Raw genomic sequence first — 25,336 nt, 5'->3', positions numbered from 1 at the left:
ACGTTAACTCACGTTAGCCAGATCAAACGGCAATCGACGGACTCGTTTCCCCGTAACGGCAAAGACCGCATTGGCCAGAGCAGGCGCTAGTGGGGGCAAACCGGGTTCACCTACGACCTTGATGGTTGGGCCGCCTTCGGCAAGTACATGAACCTCAACGGGCGGCATTTCGTTGATGCGCAGCATCCGGTTCGTATCAAAATTTGATTGTTTGGCCTGGCCACCTTCAAACGGAATGCCGTCTTTTGTTGCGGCCGTTATCGCCATGTCCACCGAGCCTTCAACCTGTGGCTTTACGTTGTCCGGATTAACAACCGTGCCCAAATCAATAATGCAGTAAACTTTTTCAACTTTTACTAAGCCATGGTCGGGCCAACAACATCGCGAATGGCCCACAGGAGTGGTATTTCAGGGTCAACGTCGACTGTATATGCCTGGTTATTGATGATTATTTTTACTGAAATCATTCTGATGAAAAGTGAAGAAAATCGGCTTACCAGCCGCTTCGCAGCCAATTCATTGGAAAGTTAAGGTCTGTAGGCGGAAAATCATACATTTGAGGCCGCTACCTTCGTGTTACGTAACGCCGAGCCTTGACGCCCATGCCAAAAATGAATTTTTGCCCACAGTGTGCCAGCCCACTGGTACCCGGTGAGGCCAGCGGTCGTGAGCGGCTTATCTGCTCGAAACCATGTGGCTACATTTTTTACGATAACCCGCTCCCGGTTGTCGGCGCTATCGTGGAATACGACAATGACACCGTCGTTTTAACGCAGAATATTGGCTGGCCTGCCGATTGGTTCGGTATTGTTACCGGCTTTCTGGAAAAAGGTGAAGAACCCGCCGAGGCAATCCTGCGCGAGATCCGAGAAGAGATCGGTCTGACTGACGCCCGCATAGTGGAGTTTTTGGGCATTTATACCTTCTACCAACGTAACGAAGTGATTTTTACGTATCACGTTCGAGCATCGGGTACTATGGTGATGGACGAAACCGAGTTACAAGCCATCAAGATAGTACCGATAGTAGACCTCAAACCCTGGCCGTTCGGTACGGGACCTGCCGTGAAAGAATGGAAAGAGAAGCGGCTGGGTAGACGTTGAAAAGCGAATGCCCATAAGAGTATTTATGCCTGCTGGGATACTTGTAGCTGTACGTTAGGCTTTTCGAGTGACTACTTCCTATCTCTGAAGTTCGCTTTATCTTTGCGGTCGATTGACTAAAGACTGAATTTATGACCACCCTCGATATCGTCACTGAATATTATAACGCCTTTAACCGCAAAGACTGGACCGGTATGCTCACCTTGGTTCATCCTAACGTTCGTCACGATAGTAACCAGGGTGCAACGCGTGTCGGTAAAGATCTGTTTACTCAGTTTTTGCAGCACATGGATGACTGCTACGACGAAAGGTTGACAGATATGGTGGTCATGACGGAACCGACCGGGAAGCGCATAGCTTGTGAGTTTGTCGTGAATGGCGTCTATAAAAAAACGGATGGCGATCTGCCAGCGGCTACGGGGCAAACCTACACCTTACCCGCCGGTTCATTTTTAGACGTAGCGGACGGGCTTATCACCCGGATCACGACGTATTATAATCTGCCGCTTTGGGAATCGCTGGTATTAGGCAAGTAAGATACGTTTTGGCAGCAGAACCGAACCGCCCGCTTACCTTCACCTGCTTGACTGGCCCGAAGATTCGTGCCGTATTCGACCCATTAGCTGCGCTGCGGATCACTGTTTTTCGTGAGTTTCCTTATTTGTACGAAGGTACTGTCGCCTACGAGAAAGCGTATCTGGAGACGTACGTCCGCTCAGAGCGTTCGTTGCTTTTTGCGGCTTACAACGGCGACCAACTGGTTGGCGCTACAACGGCGCTGCCCTTATCAGACGAAACCGAAGAGGTGCAGGCACCGTTTCGGGCAGCCGGATATGACCTTAGTACGATATTCTACTTTGGCGAAAGCATTTTGTTGCCTGAGTACCGGGGCATAGGGTTAGGACACCGGTTTTTCGACGAACGCGAGGCCCATGCGCGTCAGTTTGATCAATATACCCAAACCTGTTTCTGCGCGGTTGAGCGTCCTGCCGACCACCCGCTTCGCCCTGCCGGCTACCAGCCATTAAACGCCTTCTGGACGAAACGAGGCTACCATCGTGAACCAGACCTGAAAAGCCTGTTTATGTGGCCCGACCGTGGCGAAACAGTGTCCACGCCTAAACAGATGATCTACTGGATGAAAGCGATTCTGTAGTAGCGGCCAACATAAAGAGCAAACCAGCGGTTGTTTTAGCGAATGTAACAAACAACCTTATGGAAACAACCACACAGGCGGGCCCTACGTCCGAAGATCACAAAATAGGTATCGGCGTTATAGGTATGGGCGGATTTGGCCTGTTTGCTGTTCAGCAATTTTTGCAAACGCCCGACACACGCCTGGTTGCCATTGCCGGGTCGAAACGTGAGGAAGCCATCACAACCGCAAAACGCTTCGGAGCCGATCAGGTGGGCAGTATTGACGAGTTAGTGAACCATCCGGACGTAACGCTGGTGTATATAGCAACGCCCCCCTTTCTGCATTACGAACAGGCGATGAAAGCGTTGCAGGCAGGGAAGCACGTAATCTGCGAGAAGCCACTGGCCATGGACCCTGAGCAGGGCCGGGAAATGATCGAAACGGCGCGTCAGAAAGGTTTACTGATGGTAACCAACCTAATGCAGCGCTATAATCCGATGTTTGCCCGCATCAAGCACCTGATTGATAAAAAACTGCTGGGTGAATTTTTGCACGGTTATTTCGAGAATTACGCGGGCGATGAAGGATTGTCGCCTGAGCACTGGTTTTGGGACCGTAGTAAAAGTGGCGGCATCTTCATCGAGCATGGGGTTCACTTCTTCGACATGTTTGCCGGATGGCTTGGCGACGGCAAAGTGGTCGCGTCGCAGGTAATTAAGCGTCCGGGCAGCAATCAGGCGTCGGAACTTATAGAGGATCAGGTACAGGCTACAGTCGAGTATGGCGATGAAGAAACGGGTCGTAAACTGGTTAACTTCTACCATGGCTTCACCCAAACGGGCCGAATGGACCGGCAGGAGATGCGGCTCCTGTTCGAGCGCGGAGACATTACGTTGTTCGAGTGGGTGCCGACCCGAATGATCATGCGTTGCGTGGTGGATGAAGAAACGACCCGAGCCCTGCTGGATTTGTTTCCCGGCGCTCAATTGAACGTAACGGAGAACATTGGCGGTAGCGATCGAATCCTGCGGGGGCGGCACAAGCAGTTCGAAGCCTACCAACGTATTGAGCTTCGCTTTGGCTTCGGCGAAGAAAAACAGCACCTCTACAGTGAGTTGCTCCGGCTGATGTTCCGTGATCAGGTCAGTGCGATAAAGTACCCGGAAACGCATCGGATTATTAGCGAGTTGAACGGACTTCAGTCGCTCGAAGTAGCCGCAGAAGCTGATCGGCTTGCCCGGCAGTAGGTGGCTGCAGGAGTAAACAATCTGATTTTATAAAAAATTTTAAAAAATATGACTGTTGCAGCATAAACTAGGCTGTTGGCTGATGTAATCAAGCTGAATTTTTCAGACCTTTGTGGTGTCTTACCAACTCTCCGCGCAGCGCATGATTACGGAGTCTCCACTACTCGACAATCCGGATGGACAGGTGCCAGCAACATCAGCCATCGGTGGCCCTATTCAGTCGGCCATTACGTACGAAAAAATTCCTACCCACATTTATGCTGACGCTAAAGACGCCAGCCGGGCTGTGGCCCAGGAAATTTCTGATCTGATTCGGCAAAAACAAAGCGAAGGAAAGCCCTGTATACTCGGCTTAGCGACGGGTTCATCGCCCAAAACGGTCTACGCTGAGTTGATCAGAATGCACCGCGAAGAAGGGCTGAGCTTTCGCAATGTAGTCACGTTCAACCTGGACGAGTACTACCCGATGGAGCCCGATTCGCTGCAAAGCTACTGGCGCTTTATGCGGGAGCAGCTCTTCGACCATGTCGACATTCCGGCGGGCAATTACCATGTTCCGGACGGTACTATTCGTACGGATAAGGTTGCTGAATTTGCCAAGCAGTACGAAGCCGATATCGAGGCTGCCGGAGGACTCGATTTTCAGCTGTTAGGTATTGGTGGTAATGGTCACATCGGCTTTAATGAACCGGGTTCGCTGATCAATTCGCATACCCGGTTGATGATGCTCGACAACTCGACACGGGCTGCTGCCTCGTCAGATTTTGGTGGATTGCCTAAAACACCACGTAAAGCCATTACGATGGGGGTGGCCAGCATTCTGGGCGCCCGGCGTGTGGTTCTGCTCGCCTGGGGTGAGCGCAAAGCGCCGGTGATACGTGGTGCCGTAGAGGGTCTGGTATCCGAGCTGAACCCAGCCTCTTACTTACAGACGCACCCGAACGCCTTATTCGTAATTGATGAAGCGGCTGCTTCGGAGTTGACCCGCATGAAAACGCCCTGGCTGGTGGATTCGGTGGTGTGGGACAACAACATGAAGAAAAAGGCCGTGGCGTATCTGTCGCGGACGCTCAACAAGCCAATCCTGAAGCTTACGGACCGCGATTATAACGATAACGGGATGAGTGATCTGCTGGCGCAGTACGGGCAGGCCTACGACATCAACATCGACGTTTTCAATCAGCTTCAGCATACGATTACGGGCTGGCCGGGTGGTAAGCCTAACGCCGACGACACCAACCGGCCGGAGCGGGCACTACCCGCTCAGAAGCGCTGCCTGATCTTCAGCCCGCACCCCGACGACGACATTATTTCGATGGGCGGTACGTTCCAGCGCCTGGTTGACCAGGGCCACGAAGTACACGTAGGTTACCAGACTTCGGGTAACATTGCCGTTGCTGATGACGAAGCACTCCGGTTCGCCGACTACGTAGTGGATTTCAATACGAAGTTTGGCATCAACAGTCCGGAAGCCACCCGTATTTTTCAGGATGCGGCTGCGTCGCTTCGCGAGAAAAAAGACAGCGAGATGGACACGCACGAGGTTCGGTACGTGAAAGGCCTGATTCGGATGGGCGAAGCCAAATCGACCTGCCGGTTTGTCGGTATTCCGGTTGAGAACGCGCACTTCCTGAACATGCCGTTTTACGAAACCGGTACCGTTGCCAAGAAGCCGCTCGGCGAAGAAGACATTAAGATTACGATGGCGCTGATCGAAGAAATCAAGCCGCATCAGATTTACGCAGCCGGTGATCTGGCTGATCCGCACGGTACGCACAAAGTGTGTCTGGATGCCGTTCTGGAAGCGGTACGTCGGTTGAAGCACAAGAATTTCATGAAAGACTGCTGGGTATGGCTCTACCGCGGTGCCTGGGCGGAGTGGGATATCCACGAGATTGAAATGGCCGTTCCGATGTCGCCCGACCAGGTTATGAAGAAGCGCCTGGGTATCTTCAAGCACCAGTCGCAGAAAGACGGTGTCGTGTATCAGGGTACCGATTCGCGCGAGTTCTGGCAGCGGGCCGAAGAACGTAACCGGGGTACTGCAGCGTTGTATAACCGGCTTGGACTGGCTGAATACGAAGCGATGGAAGCGTTTGTCCGCTGGCGTTTTTAATAAAAAAGATTTTTGTTCACCAAAAAAGGTCGTTCCGTTCGGAACGACCTTTTTTGGTGAACAAAAATTCACATACTTGTCTTTTATAATACAAAATAAGACTATACTTGCATGAATATATAATAGTTATATTATACTGCATCAACGCTTTCCCAACGGTATGATGAAAGAAACTAAACAAAGAGCAGCTCGACTCTTTGCCTTACACGAATACATTCGAGTTTATTTTACGAAAGCCGACTGGTTCCGGGTGGCTTATTTAACCGACAACGTAGAATTGATTGAAGACCATCCTCGTCTGTTGCGGAGCCTTGACTTTCGCGATGACGATTACGATGGTAACAGCCTACAGGTGCTCTCAAAATTAATCGGCGACGGGACGTCCAATCTGAGCGAAATTGAGCGCTACGTCGAGATTCGGAAAGCGGCTACGAAACGACCTGTTTCGTTAGCGTCTGAATTTATATCAACCACCCAAACCCGCCCCCCAGAACGTACCGTTACGTTTGCGCCCGACGTATTCCGCATTCCCGATAAATCCGTTGAAGCAAACACGCTGTCGGTGATGATGCCTTTCGAAAGCCGGTTCACGGGTACGTACACCGCCATACGTAACGCTTGCGACCGGTTAGGCATCGACTGCCGACGGGCTGACGACATCTGGGACAACAGTATACTGATTCAGGATGTGTTCGACTTGATTTTTACCAGCCGGGCGGTCATTACGGATTTCACCGACCGGAATCCGAACGTATTTTATGAAACGGGCGTGGCGCATACACTAGGTAAAATTGTGATTCCCATTACGCAATCCGTCAATGATATTCCATTCGATTTACGCCACCATCGCGCCTTGACGTATCTCGCCAACGCGGAAGGGTTGGCCAAGCTGGAAAAAGACTTGGAGAAGAAATTGAAACAGGTGTTCGCCTGATCTGGACGTAGCGTTTGCTGTAAGATTATGAGGGTAAGCATTGGCGCAGTTTAGTACAAGCCGTTTGCTTAGGTGGCGGCTTTTGTTTTTGGCCATATTCCGTGAACTTAGCGGAGAACTGACTTAAGCCTATGCAACCGTCCGACGTAACCGCCGATCAGGCAGCACTCCAATCCAGCGACCGCCCCGGCCGCCTGCTCTCTCTCGACGCGTTTCGGGGGGTAACCGTCGCCAGTATGATTCTGGTAAACAACCCCGGCGACTGGAATCATATCTACGCTCCTCTTGAACACGCGTCCTGGAACGGCTGGACACCTACTGACCTGATTTTCCCATTCTTCCTGTTCATCGTCGGCGTGTCTATTACGTATGCGTTAGGCGGAAAGGTGCAGGATAATGCTGGCGTAGTGCGTAAAATCGTGAAGCGTAGCTTTACCTTGTTTATGCTGGGGCTATTCCTGAATTTTTTCCCAAATTCGACATCAGTACCGTCCGTATTCCTGGTGTACTGCAACGTATCGCGCTGGTGTATTTAGCCTCTTCGCTGATTTTTTTGAAGACACCCCCCCGCCAGCAGGTATATATTCTTTGCGGCATTTTGGTCGGTTACTGGGTACTGATGACGGCAGTGCCAGTTCCTGGTATTGGTTACGCTAACCTTGAGCCGGAAACGAATCTGGCGGCCTGGCTCGATCGTACCCTGCTAACGCCAGCACACGTATACAAACCCGCCAAAGTTTGGGACCCCGAAGGGATTCTGAGTACGTTGCCCGCCATTGGTACCGGTTTGATCGGACTGTTGACTGGAGCCTTGCTGCGAAGCCGTCGGCCGGAAGCCGAAAAAGTGGCCTGGCTCTTTACGGCTGGCTGTTTGGCAACGTTGGCTGGTCTGATCTGGGACGGTTTCTTTCCCATTAACAAAGCCCTCTGGACGAGTTCCTACGTCCTGCTGGTTGGTGGGTTGGCTATGCTGGGATTAGCCCTGAGCTATTGGCTGATCGATGTAAAAAAACGCCGACGGGGTGTGTTGCCCTTTGTGGCGTTTGGCGTGAACGCCATTACTGTGTTCTTTCTGTCGGGGCTTATTCCGCGCATGATGAGCCTGATCCATGTTAACCAGCCCGATGGGAGTGAGGTAGGTCTGCGCGACTATCTGTATCGCTCCTTCATTGCCCCGCCCTTTGCCGACCCGAAAAATGCGTCGCTGGCAGGTGCTTTAACCTTCGTGCTCATCTGGTTTGGAATTCTATGGTGGATGTATCGGAAAAATGTCATCATCAAAGTGTAATCATTCGTAAACCGGTACGTGTCATCTGCTCTTGCTTAATTCGGCGTGGAGACTGCTTATATCAACGATCTCAAATATCAGATTGAACGGATTTTACGTTGGGAGCCTTCTCAATATTGGCGGCATCGCGACTTTACCTTGCTGAGCGAGCAGATCATGGCTCATACGAACTGCTGGGTCGAAGCGCATGACCTTGAGTTGTTCTGGCAGAAATCCGTGACGACACCGGGTTTATTGGATTCGCTGGCGCAGTTTGTCGATTACGTTGACTGGCTGGATTTCTGTGCACGTAATCAGATCGGGGAAATGATACCGCTTAGACCCGATGCCTTTCATGCGCCGATGTGGGAGATACCGATGCGATGGGTGATTCTCATTTGCTGGCTGTCGGTATTAGCATCCGTTCTCATCTGCATACTTTTACTGCGGAAGCCCTAAACGATTCGGTATCACTGAACGTTATTACTCCACAATTTACTTGCATAACCTTCATCCTTCACAAACGACCGAATGGTACGTTTCTCATTCTCTCTGAGCCTATTGCTCAGCGCCACCATTGTACTGGCGCAGCCAACGGCTAAACCCAGACCAGCTGCGTCGGCATCGCGAAAGGCCCAGGCTGCTCCCCAAAATCTATCCAGTCCCATACCGACCGATCCCAGTGTAAAGGTTGGTAAGCTGCCCAACGGACTGACGTATTACATCCGAAAGAACAGCGAGCCAAAAAACCGGGCTGAGCTTCGGCTGGTCATCCGGGCGGGTTCGGTATTGGAAAACGATAACCAACAGGGCCTGGCGCACTTCATGGAACACATGGCGTTCAACGGCACGAAGAACTTTCCGAAAAACGAGCTGGTCAATTTTCTGCAATCATCAGGGGTTCGCTTTGGGGCTGACTTAAACGCGTATACGGGTTTCGACGAAACCGTTTATCAGTTGCCCGTACCGACGGACTCGGCGAACGTGTTCCGGCAGGCGTTCCAGATTTTAGAAGATTGGGCGCATAACGCAACGCTCGATCCAACGGAGATTGATAAAGAACGGGGTGTGATTCTGGAGGAACGAAGGCTGGGACGTGGCGCAGGCCAGCGCATGCGGGATCAATATTTCCCGATTTTGCTGAACAATTCACAGTACTCCAAACGCCTGCCAATCGGAACGGAGCAGGTCTTAACCACCTTCCGGCACGAGACGCTTCGTCAGTTCTACCAGGATTGGTACCGGCCCGATCTGATGGCCGTTGTAGCCGTCGGCGATTTTGATACCAAAGAGGTAGAAGGTATCATTCGTGAAAAGTTCGGGCGTATTCCAGCCGTTAAAAACCCGAAACCACGTACTGAGTTTCCGATACCGGCCCATAAGGATACAAAGGTGGTTATCGTGACGGACCCTGAACAGCCCAACACCGTTGTGCAGGTAATTTATAAGCGGCCCGAAATCAAGGAGCGCACATTAAACGACATCCGCGAGAGCATTAAACGGGGGCTGTTCAACACCATGCTGGGCAACCGGATTCAAGAGTTAACCCAACGGAAAGATCCTCCGTTTCTGGGCGGTTATAGTAACTATAGCAACTTCCTGGGTAACCTTGATGCATTTACCTCAATCGCCGTTGCTAAAGAAGGCGATGTGGAGCGGGCCATCCGGGCGGTATTGGACGAGAACGCCCGCGTGAGGCAGTTCGGATTCACCGAAACCGAATTAGCCCGTGCTAAACAGGAATATTTCACGGGGGTAGAACAGGCCTATAACGAACGGGATAAAACGCGCTCGGCCAGCTTTGTGGAAGAATACGTTCAGAACTTCACGAAAAAAGAGCCGTACACAAGCATTGAGTTCTATTACAACTTCTTCAAGAAAGAGCAGGCTGGTATTCAGCTAGCCGAAGTGAACGCCCTGGTCGATCAGTTTATCCATAATGACAACCGGGCCGTTATTGTCATGGCTCCGGAGAAGGCCAAAGATAAACTGCCGACCGTTGAGCAAATCATTGGCTATATCGACGATGCGGGTAAGGGCTTGACCGCCTACGAGGATAAAACCCTTAATACGCCGTTGCTGGCCAAAGAGCCAATGGGTTCGCCCGTGGTCAGTGAGAAGCCGGTTAAAGACATCGGTGCCACCGAGTGGACACTTAAGAATGGCGTTAAGGTAGTGCTGAAGCCCACAAATTTTAAAAATGACCAGATTCTGTTCTCCGGTACAAGCTTCGGCGGTACGTCGCTCTATGATCTGAAAGACTTTCAGTCGGCCCGGTTCTCGTCCACGCTGGCTTCACTGGGTGGAACAGGAGAATACAACCAGATTCAGCTCGGCAAATTCCTGGCGGGTAAGCAAATTAGCGTCTACCCATACGTAGGCGAACTGAGCGAAGGTGTGAATGGCAGCGCATCGCCAAAGGATCTGGAGACGGCTATGCAACTGTTGTATAGTTATTTCACGCAGCCTCGCAAAGATGCTGATGTGGTGCAGGGTTTCCTGTCGAACCAGCGGAGTGCGTTACAAAATCAGATCAATACGCCGACACCCGCCCGGGTTTTTCAGGATACGGTAGCTGTAACGCTTGGGGCCAATAACCCGCGTCGGCAACCGCTCAAACCCGAAGATCTGGACAAGATTGACCTTGACCGGGCGTTGAAAATCTATCAGGAGCGGTTCAGTAACGCCGGTGATTTTACGTTCTTCTTTGTGGGTAACTTTAAAGAAGAGCAACTGAAACCATTGGTTGAAAAATACCTGGGTGGATTGCCCGCAAGCGACAAGAGCGAGAAGTTCAAAGATCTTGGCATTCGGATTCCAGGTGGCCAATTAAGCAAGACTGTATACCGGGGTCTCGATCCGAAAGCTACGGTACAACTGGTCTACAGTGGCGATTTGACTTGGTCGTCCGAGAACGCTACCCAGCTCGATGCTTTATCGGAAGTTTTGGAAATTAAGCTGATCGAAAAATTACGGGAAGAAGAAGCGGGTGTTTATGGCGTTGGTTCAAACGCGGTTTACAGCAAGTATCCCGTACCGCGCTATACATTCCGGATCAGTTTCGGCTGTGCTCCCGAAAATGTAGAGAAGTTAATCGCCAAAACGCAGGAGCTGATCAACGACCTCAAGCAGAAAGGGGCCTTGCCGACGGACATTGCGAAGTTTAAAGCGGAAACCCGGCGGGAAACCGAGCTGCAGTTGAAGGACAACCAGTTCTGGCTAAGCTACCTGCAAAACCAGTATTACAACGGCGACGCGCCCGACGAAGTACTCCATGAGGAGGAGCAGTTGAAGAAGGTGACCGTAGAAAGCACCAAAGAAGCCGCAAACAAATACTTCGGAAGCAACTTTATCCGGCTTGTGCTAATGCCAGAGAAGAAGCAGTAGTAGAATAGTGGACTTGCAACAAAACCCTGGACAAATTTTTAAGCAGCATTTTGCAGTGGCCCATTATAATAGTCAAAAGGTGAAAGATGGCCTAGCGCCGAATGCCACCGGCCCGATCAAGCTTGGTAAGCGGCCTGCAAAAAGACTGTGCGTCAGCGGATTGAGTAGGCCTTTAATCAAATCATAATGCGGTTTCCCAGGGAAATTCGTGCCGCTACCGAAGCGAACTTTCCAATCAAGCTTGGCTTGTTTCTACTGGCCTATGGGCTCAAAACAAACTTGTGACATACGACTTAGATTAAATAGTTTTCTGATGTCCGGGCACCAAAGCGTGTATGCTTTGCAAGTATTGACGATGAACAAATCAGCCGCATTACGCTGGCTCTAGGCAATGAAATAAAAGCCATAACCGATACGGCTAAGCTTATCTCTGTTCGATTACCCGACTTGATACCTCATCTCTGGCAAGTACTGAAAACGTTTTTTGGGCAGTAATCCGACCCGGTTAGTACAGTTTCAACGTAATATAAATGGTATGAACGAAAAGCCTGCCGAAAGTAATGCGTTCACTCAGAAGCTGTTTCCGCAGATGTATTAAAGAAACAGTAGAATCCGCCTGGTTTATAAACGATATAGTATGGCAGCAGTTATACTGAATATAAACCCAGGTTGCGCGATAGCAGGCCCTGCCAACCATTTAATTCTGCACTCATCAATAACGTACTAATGGCATAAATGCCTGGTTCGACAACAGATGGCCCACAAACATACACACGATCACGACGACGTATCGTTAATTGAGGAAGGCACTACGCCCGCTTCGGAAGCGGTGTCGGACGAAGTAGATTCCTCACAGGCCGGAGCGCGTCAGACCTGGCGAACGTATGCACCAGCCCTGATCAGCCTGGTGCTACTTCTGGTCGGCATTGGACTGGATTTCTTTGCGGGGAATGGGCCATCATCTTCAACGGGCTGGTTCCGCGATCCGTGGCGACTTCTCTGGTATGTAGCGGCTTACGCCCCTGTGGGCTGGCCGGTATTACGACGGGCGTGGAGCGGCATCACCAGCGGAGATGTTTTTACCGAATTCTTTCTGATGGGTGTGGCCACGCTCGGTGCTTTCGCCATTCGGGAATATCCGGAAGGCGTAACGGTAATGCTTTTTTATACCATCGGCGAACTGTTTCAGGAAGCGGCTGTGCTGCGGGCGCGTCGGTCCGTTAAGGCGCTGCTCGACGTTCGACCCGACGAAGTAACCCTTATTCGCGAGGGGCAGACGAAAACAGTGCGGGCAGCAACCGTAGTTGTGGGCGATGTGATTCAGGTGAAGCCGGGCGAAAAAGTCGGGCTTGACGGTACGCTACGTTCGGAACAGGGCTCGTTCGATACGGCAGCGCTAACGGGCGAAAGCGTACCCCGCACGATTCAGAAAGGCGAATCCGTGCTGGCTGGCATGATTAACCGGCAGTCGCTGGTGGAGATGGACGTAACAACGCCCTATCAGGATTCCAAACTGTCGCGTATTCTTAAACTCGTACAGCAGGCGACGGGCCGCAAAGCGCAGACGCAGGAGTTTATCGCCCGGTTTGCCAAAATTTACACCCCGGCAATTTGCGGGCTGGCGGTGCTCATTACTTTACTCCCTTATTTTTTCGTTCCCGATTATCAGTTTCGGGACTGGCTTTATCGGGGCCTTATTTTTCTGGTTATCGGCTGCCCGTGTGCCTTAGTCATCTCCATCCCACTGGGGTATTTCGGAGGGATCGGCGCCGGATCGAAGCAGGGAATTCTGTTCAAAGGCTCGGTTTTTCTTGATCTGGTCACCCAGCTTAAAACGGTGGTTATGGACAAAACCGGTACGCTGACCAAAGGCGTATTCGAGGTGCAGGAAATAAAACCGGTTGGGCTCGACGCGCCTGAACTGGCCCGGCTGACAGCCGCCCTCGAAAGCAAATCGACCCACCCCGTCGCTGCGGCCATCGTTACGTATGCGAATCGAAACAACACGCATACGGGTGACGAAGCGATTCCGGTTGAAGACGTTGAGGAAATTCCCGGTCATGGCCTCAAAGGGCGCGTTAACGGGAAAGACATGCTGGCAGGCAACGCCAAACTGCTTCGTAAGTTCAACGTATCGTTTGATGAAGCCCTGACAAACGTGCCTTATACGGTCGTAATGACGGCAATCGATGGGCAGTTCAGCGGCTATTTTACCATTGCCGACGAAATCAAACCCAATGCGGCTGAGGCCGTAAGCCGCTTAAAGCGCGAAGGCATACGTACCGTCATGCTGTCGGGCGATAAATCGGCGGTGGTTGAACTGGTAGCGAAGCAGGTGGGCGTCGATGAGTACCACGGCGATTTATTGCCCGAGGATAAAGTAGCGCAGGTGGAGCGGTTTAAAAGCGAACTGGCGGGTGATTTCAGCCATAAAGTAGCGTTCGTAGGCGACGGCGTCAACGACGCGCCGGTTGTAGCTCTGGCCGATGTTGGGATGGCGATGGGCGGACTTGGTTCGGATGCCACCATCGAAACCGCCGATGTTATTATCCAGAACGACGAGCCGACCAAAATCGCTATGGCCATTGCCATTGGGCGGGCCACGCGTCGGATTGTCTGGCAGAACATTACCCTTTCTCTGGTGGTCAAAGGCATTGTACTGATCCTGGGCGCTGGCGGGCTGGCGACCATGTGGGAAGCCGTTTTTGCAGATGTCGGCGTGGCTATGCTGGCCATTCTGAACGCGGTTCGGGTCCAGAATCTAACCTTTGATTAAGTACTGGCGTAAGTTAGTGAGGCATTAAGTATTCGCAGTGATTAGCTAACCCTGGCTTACAGCCTAAAAACTTGTATCCATACTTATTAGAGAAGCATTAGAATTAGCCTATCTTAAAACGTTCTCTATTGTCGATGGTTGATAAATAGATACAGTCAATACTGACTGTTGTGTTCTATTGGCAGCGCAATCAAAGCGTAAGCCAATCAGAATGAACCAATTCCCTTTAAACTCAACGCAATGACTGATCAACCACTCAACGAAGTAAATCTGGGAAATCTTAATAAGGACACCCTGCTCGACCTGGCCAGTCAGGCCCATACGCAATCCATTTCGATTTTTATACCAACGCATCAGCGCGGTAAAGAAGTAAACGAAGGGCAGGACATAATAGCCTTTAAAAATCATGTTCAGCGTATTCGGCTGGCGCTCGAAGCGCAGTCGCTCCGTAGTAATGAGGTGAACGAGTTAATGCAGCCACTGGAAAATCTGCTGGACGATACGCAGTTCTGGCGGCATCAGCAGCAGGGACTGGCCGTATTCCGTAACCCGAATTATTTTGCTGTTTTTCATAGTCCCATTCCGCTGGAGAACAGCAGCAGGCTCGATACCAGCTTCTATGTGCAGCCTTTACTGCCTTTTGCGCAGCGATCGCCCGTGTATTGTCTGTTGCAAATCAGCAAAAAAGGGGTCAGTCTTTTCAAAGCCGATACGTACTCCATTACGCCACTGGAACTGGCCGATTCGATGCCATCGGGTCTGGAAGACGTAACAAAATACTACGATTTTGAAGAGGAGTTGCAGGGACGTACCAAGGGCCGTAGTGGGTCGATGGCCATGTATACCAGCAGCGAGAATGCCGAAGACAAGGAAAAAGACCACTTGCTGGCCGATTATTTCCGGTTAATCGATACGGCTATTGTTGCCATGATGGGCACGCAGAATCTGCCGCTTGTGCTGGCATCGGTAGCGTATTTTCAGCCGATCTATCACGACATCAATACGTATCCACACCTCCATAAGGAGGGCCTGACGGGAAATTTCGACCATACACAGCCGGAGGAACTGCACCAGATGGCGCAGGAACTGCTCGGCGATTCCATTGAACAGGACAAACAGCGACGTATTAACCAGTATCAGAACAGCAGCGGCAGCGACCTGGTATCGAGCAACGACCGGGAACTCCTGAAAGCGGCCGTAACCGGACGTATCGACACGCTCTTTCTGAAAACGGATGCCAGTCTTTGGGGGCATTTCGACGAGAATACGTTAAAGACGACCATCCACGAAGAAAAGCAGGACGGCGACGAATCGCTGGTCCAGAAAATAGCCCTTCTTACCCTCCGTAATGGCGGCCAGGTATACGTTATGGACGAGTTTAACCTGCTGGAAAATCAGGAGCCGGTCGATATGGCGGCCCTGTTTCGGTTTTAACGACCTCATGTTGAAGTAGAGTTGCCTAAACCCAATCGACAGAGAAAGCAAATCTGATTGAGCGAGTTTGCTTTCTCTATCGATTGGGCTCTTTCATACCTCATGGTTCTAACGTTAGCTGTACATAATACGGAAAATGATCCGAGCCGAATTCTGGTAATTGCTCGACCGAAAGAACTTTAAATTGGTTGGAAACAAATACGTAATCCAGCGGCCAGCGCATAAAGAAAGACTGAGCATCGAACGTATTGAACATGCCTCGTCCGTACCGGACATCATGCAAACCACTAATAGCCGAAAATTGAGCCGTATTGTGCGACCAGCCAACGTCATTAAAATCCCCGGCTACCATTGTTGGCAGAGTATTCCGGGCGATCATGTGACCTGCTTTCAGCAAAGCCACTTCTTTACCACCAATATTTGTGGGGTATTTGCTGCTGGGAGCCGGTGCTACCGGATGAATGGTAACCAGTTGAAACGTAGTGCCGTCCGGCAACGTAACGTTCGTCCTGAACGAAGGCACCTTATCGTGGTTGAGAAACAGAATCTGGTGGTTTTTGAAGGGCAGTTTTGAATACAGAGCCATACCATAGGCGTTATCCGTCGGAAAGGTAAGGCTGTAGGGGTAGCTTTTTTTCAGTACGTTCAGCTGCTGTACCCACCAGTCGTTTACTTCCATCGCGAGGACGAAAGTCGGATCTTTATCCGCGACTATCGTCAGCAATTCGTCGGCATGTCGGTTCTTTATCCAGACATTCGCGACCACAATGCTGAAGACCCTTCGTCTGTCCAGAGAGGATTCCGAAGCCGATTCAACTGCTTTTTTGGCGAAGACTGTATACGGAAAAATGATGTAGGTCTGAATACCAATGGAAACGACTAAGCCTGCTGCAAAAATCTTTGCGACCACAGTCCACGTTTTGGGTACGAGCAGAAAAATAGCCAGGCATACACTTAACGCAATCAGAACCTCTACCCTCGGAAAATTCAGCACCTGTAGAAACCAGAGGGAGCTATTATAGATCAGGGAGCCCAGCGTGACTATAATTAACAGCGTACCACAAAGCAGTAAAAAATAGAACAGAGCTTTCTGAAAAATCGTCATAAACCGGTGCCATCAACTTTCCGATAAGGTAAGATTATTGTTCACAAGGAACTAATCGTAGAGAGCCGATTCACCGTTTCTGACTGTTTACCTGACTGATTGGCCCGGCCACCCCTTTCGTATTTGATTGATAAGCGAGGGGAGGGGGAATCGTTGACGATAGTATATTATAGTTCACGTTAACAATTTCTTTATAGACTGATCATCGGTCGATGCCACTTTAGCTAGCTAACCAGTGTTTCTGTTTTGATGGGCACTCCCGTTTTTTTGATAGCGGCCATACCGCCTTCTACGTTAACTATATTGTCGAAGCCCCGTGCTTTTAAGATCGAGTTCGCTACCATCGACCGATAGCCACCGGCACAATGAACGTATACCGGCTCGTCGCGACGAATTTCAGCCATGTGATCATTGAGGGTATCGAGAGCGAAGTTCTCGGCACCACGTACATGCTCGGTGGCAAACTCGCCCGGTCGGCGAACATCGATTACGGACAACTGAGGGTTGCGTTCCCACCGGTCGGCAAATTCATCCGCAGAAATAGACTCGACGGTATCAATCTCTTTAGCCGCTTGTTGCCAGGCCGGGAAGCCACCGTCGAGGAAGCCAATGCAGTTGTCGTAACCAACCCGTGCCAGACGAAGAATGGTTTCGCCTTCCTGGCCCAAAGGAGCAACCAGCGCAATCGGCTGCTTTAAGTTTGGAATCAGAGCGCCAACCCAGGGGGCAAACTGCCCATTCAGGCCAATATTAATCGCGTTCGGAATAAAACCTGTGGCAAAGTCCGTTGCCTCGCGTACATCCAGAACAACAGCCCCCATCTCGTTAACCGCTGTTTCAAATGCTTGGGGCGAAAGTGCCTGGCTGCCACGTTGCAATACCTGGTCGATAGGTTCGTACCCTTCTTTGTTAAGCCGGGCGTTCTCGGCGAAATACGCCGGAGCTGTTGTCAGACCATCCAGTACGTTCTTGATAAACTCGTCTTTCGATTTTGCCCGAAGGGCGTAATTAAAGCGTTTTTGATTGCCGAGTAAGTCGGTGGTTTCCTTACTCATATTTTTGCCGCAGGCCGAACCAGCACCATGAGCAGGGTACACAATTACGTCGTCGGCTAGAGGCATAATCTTGGTTTGCAGGCTGTCGTAGAGCATACTCGCCAGATCCTGTTCGGTCAGCCCACCTTTGATGGCTAAGTCAGGTCGACCCACATCGCCAATAAAGAGCGTGTCGCCAGTGAAGATGGCATAATCATTTCCCTGCTCGTTGATGAGCAGATAAGTGGTTGACTCCAGTGTATGACCAGGGGTGTGCAGAGCTTTTATGGTTACGTTACCGACCCCAAATGTTTCGCCGTCTTTGGCGTGATAAGCCTCGTAGGCCGTATTCGCGTTAGGGCCATAAACGATGGTGGCTCCTGTTTTCTTGGCTAGATCCAGATGACCCGATACGAAATCAGCGTGGAAGTGGGTTTCAAACACGTACTTGATTTTTGCTCCGGCCTTATCAGCTTTTCGGATATAAGGCGACGTTTCGCGAAGAGGATCGATAATAGCCGCTTCCCCGGCGCTTTCGATGTAATACGCGCCCTGCGCCAGGCAGCCTGTGTACAATTGTTCAATTACCATAACTTCTATAGGATAGTGGATCCGTGTTACGTAGTTTCTTTCAGGATCATAAAAACAGCAACGATCAGCACAAACCAGCCAAAGCCTTTTTTCAGCCGATCAGGTTCAATAAAGCGGGCCAGGTACATGCCAATCAATATGCCTACGATTGATAAACTCGTAAACGGAAGAAGAAAATTCCAGTTCAGGTTCGTGTGATGAATATCCCCTAAAAAACCGACGAAGGAATTTATCGCAATAATCAGAACCGACGTAGCAACGGCACGCTGGATTGGCAGCCCGGCCAGAAGCACGAGCATTGGAACAATCAGAAAGCCACCACCGGCTCCAATGGTGCCAGTCAGCAGCCCGACAGCTAAGCCATCGAGGGCCAGGGTCTGATAACGAGGGTGGCCATCCGCGGCAGCGCCCTGCTCGGGCCGGTCGTTACGTATCATGGCCCGAGCGGCTAGAATCATGACACCCGCAAAAAAGTACAGGATCGCATCGCTTTTGGAAAGGCTAAACTGGCCAACCTGGAGCATCGGATCGGGTAGTGCCGGAACCAGAAACCGTCGGCTTAAATAAACCGATACAAACGAGGGCAAGGCAAAGGCTGCGGTTACCCGCAAATCGACCCGCTTCTGCCAGATGTGATTTAGTGAGCCAACCAGCGAAGTGGTGCCAACGACAAAAAGTGAATACGTCGTCGCCAATACGGTTGGAATACCAAACACATAGATAAAAATAGGCACCGTCAGGATCGAGCCGCCCCCGCCAGCTAAGCCAATGACTAATCCAACGACTAAAGCTGTCCCATAGCCTATAGAGTATTGAATGTCCATCTGGTGTAAAACTACGGGATACCCGGAAGTAGTTCTAACTGATGGGCAATAAAAAAGCCCCAACCGAAGAGCTGGGGCTTTTAGCAATACCGAATGCGTTAGTCCTGAGATTTATTCAGGTTACTATGATGACGGCTGTAGAGGAAATAGACCAGTAGACCCACAATACCCCAAATAACGAACGTGATTTTAGTATCCGTGCGGAGATTCCACATCAGGTACAGATTCGCTAGGATACCGAGTGTGGCAATAACAGGCAAAGCAGGCGTTTTATAAGGACGCACCAAGTTCGGTTCCCGAACACGTAACAACCAGACCGCTCCGCAGATCATGGCAAAGGCAAACAACGTACCGGAACTGGTTAACTGCGATACTTTATCAATTGGCGTAACGGCTGCTACAACCGAGACAATGGCTCCCACAAAGATGGTACTCTTCCAGGGCGTTTTAAACGTCGGGTGAATGGCTGCGAACAAACCTTTAGGCAGCAGACCGTCTTTAGCCATACCTAGGAAAATACGGGTTTGCCCCAACATCATCACGAGCATAACCGACGTTAAGCCCGCAATGGCCGCAATGGTAATCAGATAAACGGCCCAGGTTAGTCCTGCATCCGCAAACGCCTGCGCAACGGGGGCTTTCATGTCCAGACTGTCGAACCGAACCATGCCTGTTAAAACCAGTGACACCAAGATGTATAGCACTGTACAGATAATCAACGAGGCAAGAATGGCAAAAGGAACATCTTTGGTCGGGTTAATGGCTTCGCCAGCCTGGGTTGAAACCGCGTCGAACCCAATGTAAGCGAAGAATACAATTCCTGCGGCCGTAACGATACCTGGCCAGCCAAAGTGTGTCTGTCCAGTTTCGTCAACAACCTCCATGGGAATAAACGGAGTCCAGTTGGCAGTATCAATGTAAAACGAACCGGCAACAATAACGAAGATAACAGTGGCAACCTTAACGATAACGATCAGGTTATTCGTACTGGCTGCTTCTTTGATGCCCTTGACCAGAATGTACGTAACTACCCAAACGATCAGGAGAGCCGGTAAATTGATGGCGAATGAAAACTCCGGAATGCTTTGACCAGCGGCCCGTAAGGCCTCGGCTTTTTCCTGAGCCGTAACGGGGTCATTCATCAACCACAGGGGTGGCTCAATGTGGAACAGGTGCAGGAATTTTTCGAAATAACCCGACCAGCTAACCGCTACTGTAGTAGCGCCCATCATGTATTCTAAGATGAGGTTCCAGCCAATCAGCCAGGCAAACAGCTCGCCGACTGTGCCGTAGGAGTAGGCGTAGGCTGAACCTTCGACGGGTAAGATAGAGGCAAACTCGGCATAGCAAAGCGCGGCAAACGTACAGGCTATGCCTGCAAGGACGAATGCTAACGCCAACGCCGGCCCAGCCCAGTCGTGAGCCGCAATACCCGTAAGCACGAAAATACCACCCCCAATTACGGCTCCGATTCCCAGTGAAGTTAAGCCCCAGCGGGTAAGCACCCGTTTGAGCTCACTTTTCTTCATATCAGCTTCGTAGGCCGCAAGGGGCTTCTTTCGCCATATGCTTGTATTAGCCGGTTTCAATCTTGTTTCCATGCAGGAAGAGTTAATGTTTGGAGATTACGTGTTTTAAGGAAATAATATAAGGGTAAACGTCGTGAAATATACGAAAATTAATGAGCGAATGAGCGATTGAGTGCCTGAGCGAATTATTTCGCACTGGTATTCACTCAATCACCCATTCGCTCAGGCACTGGTTAGTTTACGATTGAGAAGGGCGGATCAACGGTTTCTTCTCTTTCTTTTCTTTCTTGGCGGTGAACTCTTCGGGCGTAGCCGGAGCTGCGGTTGTGAAATCCGAAGGAATTGCATCGAAGCCGGTTTTCTTTTCGGTAACGGTTGCAACCGTTGTATCTTTCTCCTGGTCGCGGCTCAGGGCGTCAACGACAATCGGCGTAGCAACGAACAGCGACGAATACGTACCAACGACTACGCCAATCAGCATTGCGAAGGAGAAACCCCGGATCGTTTCGCCACCAAAGATAAACAAGACCAGCAGGACCAGAATGGTTGAGAACCCGGTTACGGCCGTGCGGCTCAGCGTACTGTTCAGGGCGTTATTGATGATAGTTGGTATGCTTTCTCTTTTACCCCGGTTTTCGTTCAGATACTCACGGACCCGGTCGAAGACCACGACGGTGTCGTTCATGGAGTAACCCATAATCGTCAGCAATGCACCAACAAAGGCCTGGTCAACGTCCAGCGAGAAGGGCAACAGACCGTTGAAGATCGAGAAGATAGCCAGGATAATCAGCACATCGTGGAACATAGCAACAACGGCCCCATACCCAAACGCCAGCCGCTTGAACCGAATCAGAATATAAGCGAATACGACAGCTACCGCCAGCAAAATTGACCATAACGCTGATGTCAGCAGGTCATACGCAATGGTTGGCCCTACTTTCTGAGAGCTTTCGATGCGGGCGGGGTTACCCTTGATGTTGCTTAAGCCTTTATAGATGGTTGCTTCTGCACGTTTATCGGCTCCCTGCGAGTTATCATCCACCAGGTAAGGCGTTGTCACCTTCACCTGATTAGCACCGATGCCAGTACCGCCGTACGTTTTAACTTCAGGTGAAGCGCCTAAAACGCCTTCCAGTGAATTCCGGACGTCGTCGGTACTTACCGCTTTCTCGAACCGAATTACGTACGAGCGGCCGCCTTTGAAGTCAACGCCTAAGCCGAAGCCTTTGAAGATGGCCGAGATAATCCCCAGGCCAATAATGACCGACGAAACGGTATAGTACAGCTTCCGACGCGATACGAAATCAAAATCCGAATCTTTAAACAGGTTTTTAGCCCACGACGACGTAAATGACAGCGTTTTGCCGTTGCGGATGTAGTACTCCAGAATCAGGCGCGTAATAAAAATAGCGGCAAACAACGACGTCAGGATACCGATGATCAGCGTAGTAGCAAAGCCCAGAATCAGGCCTGTACCGAAGATGAAGAGAACAACACCCGTCAGGAACGTCGTTACGTTCGAGTCGATGATCGACGACAGGGCATTCTTAAACCCATCGGCAACTGCTACCTTAAACGTTTTTCCTTCGGCCAGCTCTTCCTTAATCCGCTCGAAAATCAACACGTTGGCGTCAACGGCCATACCGATCGAGAGTACGATGCCAGCAATACCCGGCATGGTCAAAACAGCACCTAACGAAGCCATTACGCCCAGCAGGAAGAACAGGTTAATAAACAGCGCAATGTCGGCAATCAGACCAGCCCGGTTGTAATAGAAAACTACGAAAACCAAAACCAGCAGAATACCAACAACTGATGAAAGAACACCAGCGTTGACCGCTTCTGAACCTAAGGTTGCCCCAACTACGCTTTCCTCCACAATGTTGGTCGGCGCAGGCAGTTTACCCGCTTTCAGTACGTTGGCCATGTCTTTAGTCTCTTCAACGGTGAAGTTACCCGAGATGCTCGAACGACCATTTGGAATTTCATTCTGTACGTTTGGTGCAGTATACACCAGGTTATCCAGCAGAATAGCTACGGGACGGCCAACGTTTGCCGCGGTCAGGTTACGCCATTTACGAGCACCTTCCGGGTTCATGTTCATGGTTACTTCCGGACGGCCACGGTCGTCGTAGTCATTGGTGGCGTCGGTAATTACGTCACCTTCCAGCGGAGCACGCCCCCCTGGCTTTTTCAGGAAATAAAGCGGCAGAATTTCTTTGCCATCGGTGGCTTTGAACGTCTTGCGATCCCAGGCAAATATTGCATCGGCCGGAAAGAGACTGCGTACTTCAGCGGCATTCAGCACGTCATTGGCCCGAGCCGTATCTTTCAGGTACACGCCCAGCTGGTCCTGACCAACGGGTAAAAACAATTGCGTTAAGGCAGTGCCCTGGGCAGCGGCCGCAGCCGTATCCTTGCTGGCGGTCGAATCTTTTTTGGCACCCTGTGCCAGCTGCGACTCAAGGCTTGATCCTTGCGCGGTCGAGCCAGCAGCCGGAGCGGTTGCTTTAAGAGCCGCCTTACGGGCGGTTTCTTCGCGAAGTAAGTAAGCGCCCATGCCTTCGATAGCCGGAGCCAGTTCATTCAGGCGGTATACTTCGGTGAATTCCAGTTTAGCAGCACCGGTAAGCAGACGACGTACGCGTTCTGGGTTGTCAACGCCCGGCAGTTCAATCTGAATCCGGCCAGAGCCTGGCAGCCGCTGGATGTTTGGGTTTGCAACCCCAAATTTATCGACACGGGCCTGAATTATTTGATAAGCGCGGGTAATGGCTCCTTCAACCTCATCGTTCAACAGTCTCCGAACTTCGGTATCGGACGACTGGTAGTTGATTTTGCCCCGGTTGGCGCTGGTAGCGAAGATGCTGGCCAGCTTCGTATCTGGAGCCAGTTTTTTGAAGTTATCCGCAAACAGGTCAACAAACTTGGCATTGCTTGATTTTTTGTCTTCAAGCGCCTGTTTCAAAGCCTGATTGAATTTCGGATCCCGGTTGTTGCCCGACAAACCCCGTAGAATGTCGGCAGGAGATACCTCAAGCACTACGTGCATACCACCTTGAAGGTCAAGGCCAAGTCCTAGCTCTCGTTCGGTAACTTCCTGGAGTGTGCTTCCCAGGAAAACCGGCTCTTTCCAGAGCGAATCAAGGTATTTCTGCTTTTTAGCGGGGTCTACCTGACCCTGCTTGTTGGTGGCGTAAGCCTCCGCATCCGTTTTGACGCTGCGTGAGACAAACGTGAACGACAGAAAATAAATACAGATAGCTGTAATTACGCCCGTCAGAATGAGAATCCCGGTTCTGTTTTGCATTAGACTATAAGATAGGCGATCGCCTATTGCTTAATTAAAAAGGAATTGAAAAGAAGATAAGCACAGGAAACGTGCATCTGGCGTATGGTAGAATAACCACAAACATGCCCACGAAAACCGTTAGGGAGCATTCGGCGCAATCGCATGTCCGAAAACATGCCTGAAATACGAAAAGAAATAATGAGGAAGCGCAAAGTGTCGAAGCAGGGGAACACAAAGCAGCAACAAAATAACGAGCGTAGGCGTAGGCAATAAAAACGCCGTTTGGCTACCCCCGTCGATGGTGATGGCTGGCGTAACGACCGCTTCGAACTGGGCCGCGCTCAGTTGCGCTTCATCCGAAGATGAACGGGTCGATTTACCCGATTTTGCATGATCCGCAGCCGCGGATTGACCGGCTTGAACCGACTTTTTGACGCGCGCCGTTTGCTGCACCAGGCCACCTTGCCCCCAGGCTGCCGTAAATAGCAGCAGGGAAGCTAGAAAAAGCCCCGAAAGACGTTGAACGATGCGCGGTTGCTTCATAATTTTCCTAAGCGGAAGACAAATTTCGTACCATTTTATGAAGAATGCAAGTGTTTATAGTCTATTAATGATGTAGATTTTTGTTTGATCATGAGCTACTTAAATCAGGGCTATTTCTAAATATTCGATTAACTTTCGGCCATGAATTTGCACGAATTTATACAACTGGCACTGGCCGAAGACGTCGGTGATGGCGACCATACCTCTTTATCGACAATTCCGGCCGACGCCCAGAAACGGGCCCGCCTGTTAGTAAAAGAAGCCGGTACGCTGGCTGGTGTTGAGGTCGCTCAGGCCGTGTTTGCAGAGGTTGACCCGGCCTTACAGATTGAGGTTCTGCTGAACGATGGCGTATTAATACAACCGGGCGATGTTGTCTTAACCGTTAGCGGACGGGCGCAGTCTATCCTGAAAGCTGAACGCCTGGCATTGAACTGTATGCAGCGTATGAGCGGCATTGCTACGTATACACGGCAACTGGTCAATCTGCTAGAAGGGAATCGGGCGCAGTTGCTGGACACCCGGAAAACAACGCCTAACTTCCGTATCTGCGAAAAAATGGCGACCAGGATCGGTGGAGCCGTCAATCACCGGTTCGGCCTGTACGATATGATCCTGATCAAAGACAATCACGTTGATTATGCCGGGGGCATTGAAGCCGCAATTACCAAAGCCGTCGCTTATCTGAAGGAAACGGGCCGGTCGCTACGTATCGAGATCGAAACACGCAATCGGGCGGAGGTTGAAGAGGTATTACGTGTGGGGCAGGTAGACATTATTCTGCTGGATAACTTTCAGCCCGATGGCATTCGGGATATGGTACGTCTGATCAACGGCCGGTTCATTACCGAAGCATCGGGCGGTATCGACGAAACAACCCTACGCGCTTACGCCGAAACAGGCGTTGATTTTATTTCAGCGGGCGCATTGACGCACCAGATCAAAAGCCTTGATTTAAGCTTGAAGGCCTACTAATACGTGGCCCTACGTTCAATTTCACTAAACGTAGGGCCATC

17 protein-coding genes and 2 pseudogenes are annotated in these 25,336 nt (G+C 50.8%); 12 read left to right on the top strand and 7 right to left on the bottom strand.

Annotated features, from left to right (window positions below; genetic code table 11):
- Positions 1–3 precede the first annotated feature (3 nt).
- Positions 4–363, bottom strand: a pseudogene (locus ACYVBJ_RS10170) (molybdopterin cofactor-binding domain-containing protein); the annotation flags it as partial.
- Positions 364–611: 248 nt separating this feature from the next.
- Between ACYVBJ_RS10170 and ACYVBJ_RS10165 the strand changes: the two are divergent.
- The 11 genes and pseudogenes from ACYVBJ_RS10165 (at position 612) to ACYVBJ_RS10115 (ending at position 15,402) form a co-directional block, all read left to right on the top strand.
- Positions 612–1,103, top strand: coding sequence for an NUDIX domain-containing protein (locus ACYVBJ_RS10165; RefSeq protein WP_460982189.1), 492 nt, complete (start codon positions 612–614; stop codon positions 1,101–1,103).
- A gap of 131 nt (positions 1,104–1,234) precedes the next feature.
- Positions 1,235–1,639 carry a nuclear transport factor 2 family protein gene (locus ACYVBJ_RS10160; RefSeq protein ID WP_460982188.1) on the top strand — a complete coding sequence of 135 codons (405 nt, stop codon included), beginning with the start codon at positions 1,235–1,237 and terminating at the stop codon, positions 1,637–1,639.
- Between the two features lie 8 nt (positions 1,640–1,647).
- Entirely contained in the window at positions 1,648–2,259 is a 612-nt protein-coding gene (locus tag ACYVBJ_RS10155; RefSeq protein ID WP_460982187.1) for a GNAT family N-acetyltransferase, read from the top strand.
- 59 nt (positions 2,260–2,318) lie between these two features.
- Complete coding sequence (locus ACYVBJ_RS10150) at positions 2,319–3,488, top strand: Gfo/Idh/MocA family protein (protein ID WP_460982186.1); 1,170 nt, start codon at positions 2,319–2,321, stop codon at positions 3,486–3,488.
- 142 nt (positions 3,489–3,630) lie between these two features.
- A complete protein-coding gene (gene nagB, locus ACYVBJ_RS10145; RefSeq protein ID WP_460982276.1) occupies positions 3,631–5,604 on the top strand; it encodes a glucosamine-6-phosphate deaminase in 1,974 nt (657 codons plus the stop codon).
- Between the two features lie 160 nt (positions 5,605–5,764).
- On the top strand, positions 5,765–6,538 hold the full coding sequence (locus ACYVBJ_RS10140) for a hypothetical protein (protein WP_460982185.1): 774 nt from the start codon (positions 5,765–5,767) through the stop codon (positions 6,536–6,538).
- Positions 6,539–6,774: 236 nt separating this feature from the next.
- A pseudogene (locus ACYVBJ_RS10135) lies at positions 6,775–7,826 on the top strand (acyltransferase family protein).
- Between the two features lie 45 nt (positions 7,827–7,871).
- On the top strand, positions 7,872–8,264 hold the full coding sequence (locus tag ACYVBJ_RS10130; protein WP_460982184.1) for a hypothetical protein: 393 nt from the start codon (positions 7,872–7,874) through the stop codon (positions 8,262–8,264).
- A gap of 72 nt (positions 8,265–8,336) precedes the next feature.
- The gene (locus ACYVBJ_RS10125) at positions 8,337–11,192 is read left to right on the top strand and encodes a M16 family metallopeptidase (RefSeq protein WP_460982183.1); all 2,856 of its coding nucleotides are present in this window, start codon (positions 8,337–8,339) and stop codon (positions 11,190–11,192) included.
- 754 nt (positions 11,193–11,946) lie between these two features.
- Positions 11,947–13,968: a heavy metal translocating P-type ATPase gene (locus ACYVBJ_RS10120; RefSeq protein WP_460982182.1), complete on the top strand. Its 2,022-nt coding sequence runs from the start codon at positions 11,947–11,949 to the stop codon at positions 13,966–13,968.
- 240 nt (positions 13,969–14,208) lie between these two features.
- Positions 14,209–15,402 carry a baeRF7 domain-containing protein gene (locus ACYVBJ_RS10115; RefSeq protein ID WP_460982181.1) on the top strand — a complete coding sequence of 398 codons (1,194 nt, stop codon included), beginning with the start codon at positions 14,209–14,211 and terminating at the stop codon, positions 15,400–15,402.
- Positions 15,403–15,502: 100 nt separating this feature from the next.
- On the opposite strand, the gene ACYVBJ_RS10110 is transcribed toward ACYVBJ_RS10115, so the two are convergent.
- From ACYVBJ_RS10110 to ACYVBJ_RS10085, 6 genes are all read right to left on the bottom strand, one after another.
- On the bottom strand, positions 15,503–16,507 hold the full coding sequence (locus tag ACYVBJ_RS10110; protein WP_460982180.1) for an endonuclease/exonuclease/phosphatase family protein: 1,005 nt from the start codon (positions 16,505–16,507) through the stop codon (positions 15,503–15,505).
- A gap of 224 nt (positions 16,508–16,731) precedes the next feature.
- On the bottom strand, positions 16,732–18,132 hold the full coding sequence (locus ACYVBJ_RS10105) for an MBL fold metallo-hydrolase (protein ID WP_460982179.1): 1,401 nt from the start codon (positions 18,130–18,132) through the stop codon (positions 16,732–16,734).
- A 26-nt stretch (positions 18,133–18,158) separates the two neighbouring features.
- On the bottom strand, positions 18,159–18,956 hold the full coding sequence (locus ACYVBJ_RS10100; RefSeq protein ID WP_460982178.1) for a sulfite exporter TauE/SafE family protein: 798 nt from the start codon (positions 18,954–18,956) through the stop codon (positions 18,159–18,161).
- Between the two features lie 98 nt (positions 18,957–19,054).
- Positions 19,055–20,557, bottom strand: coding sequence for an APC family permease (locus ACYVBJ_RS10095; protein WP_460982177.1), 1,503 nt, complete (start codon positions 20,555–20,557; stop codon positions 19,055–19,057).
- 166 nt (positions 20,558–20,723) lie between these two features.
- The gene (secDF, locus tag ACYVBJ_RS10090) at positions 20,724–23,795 is read right to left on the bottom strand and encodes a protein translocase subunit SecDF (protein ID WP_460982176.1); all 3,072 of its coding nucleotides are present in this window, start codon (positions 23,793–23,795) and stop codon (positions 20,724–20,726) included.
- Between the two features lie 120 nt (positions 23,796–23,915).
- Positions 23,916–24,320, bottom strand: coding sequence for a hypothetical protein (locus ACYVBJ_RS10085; protein WP_460982175.1), 405 nt, complete (start codon positions 24,318–24,320; stop codon positions 23,916–23,918).
- Between the two features lie 141 nt (positions 24,321–24,461).
- Between ACYVBJ_RS10085 and nadC the strand changes: the two genes are divergently transcribed.
- On the top strand, positions 24,462–25,295 hold the full coding sequence (gene nadC, locus ACYVBJ_RS10080; protein WP_460982174.1) for a carboxylating nicotinate-nucleotide diphosphorylase: 834 nt from the start codon (positions 24,462–24,464) through the stop codon (positions 25,293–25,295).
- Positions 25,296–25,336: the final 41 nt, after the last annotated feature.

Source organism: Spirosoma fluminis (genome assembly GCF_054778895.1).
This window is presented reverse-complemented; position numbering and strand designations above follow the sequence as displayed.

Excerpts from the sequence above, each read along its gene's own strand:
- ACYVBJ_RS10165 (WP_460982189.1), top strand. The coding sequence starts at position 612 with ATGAATTTTTGCCCACAGTGTGCCAGCCCACTGGTACCCGGTGAGGCC.
- ACYVBJ_RS10160 (WP_460982188.1), top strand. The coding sequence starts at position 1,235 with ATGACCACCCTCGATATCGTCACTGAATATTATAACGCCTTTAACCGC.
- ACYVBJ_RS10150 (WP_460982186.1), top strand. The coding sequence starts at position 2,319 with ATGGAAACAACCACACAGGCGGGCCCTACGTCCGAAGATCACAAAATA.
- nagB (WP_460982276.1), top strand. The coding sequence starts at position 3,631 with ATGATTACGGAGTCTCCACTACTCGACAATCCGGATGGACAGGTGCCA.
- ACYVBJ_RS10140 (WP_460982185.1), top strand. The coding sequence starts at position 5,765 with ATGATGAAAGAAACTAAACAAAGAGCAGCTCGACTCTTTGCCTTACAC.
- ACYVBJ_RS10125 (WP_460982183.1), top strand. The coding sequence starts at position 8,337 with ATGGTACGTTTCTCATTCTCTCTGAGCCTATTGCTCAGCGCCACCATT.
- ACYVBJ_RS10120 (WP_460982182.1), top strand. The coding sequence starts at position 11,947 with ATGGCCCACAAACATACACACGATCACGACGACGTATCGTTAATTGAG.
- ACYVBJ_RS10115 (WP_460982181.1), top strand. The coding sequence starts at position 14,209 with ATGACTGATCAACCACTCAACGAAGTAAATCTGGGAAATCTTAATAAG.
- ACYVBJ_RS10110 (WP_460982180.1), bottom strand. The coding sequence starts at position 16,507 with ATGACGATTTTTCAGAAAGCTCTGTTCTATTTTTTACTGCTTTGTGGT.
- ACYVBJ_RS10105 (WP_460982179.1), bottom strand. The coding sequence starts at position 18,132 with ATGGTAATTGAACAATTGTACACAGGCTGCCTGGCGCAGGGCGCGTAT.
- ACYVBJ_RS10100 (WP_460982178.1), bottom strand. The coding sequence starts at position 18,956 with ATGGACATTCAATACTCTATAGGCTATGGGACAGCTTTAGTCGTTGGA.
- ACYVBJ_RS10095 (WP_460982177.1), bottom strand. The coding sequence starts at position 20,557 with ATGGAAACAAGATTGAAACCGGCTAATACAAGCATATGGCGAAAGAAG.
- secDF (WP_460982176.1), bottom strand. The coding sequence starts at position 23,795 with ATGCAAAACAGAACCGGGATTCTCATTCTGACGGGCGTAATTACAGCT.
- ACYVBJ_RS10085 (WP_460982175.1), bottom strand. The coding sequence starts at position 24,320 with ATGAAGCAACCGCGCATCGTTCAACGTCTTTCGGGGCTTTTTCTAGCT.
- nadC (WP_460982174.1), top strand. The coding sequence starts at position 24,462 with ATGAATTTGCACGAATTTATACAACTGGCACTGGCCGAAGACGTCGGT.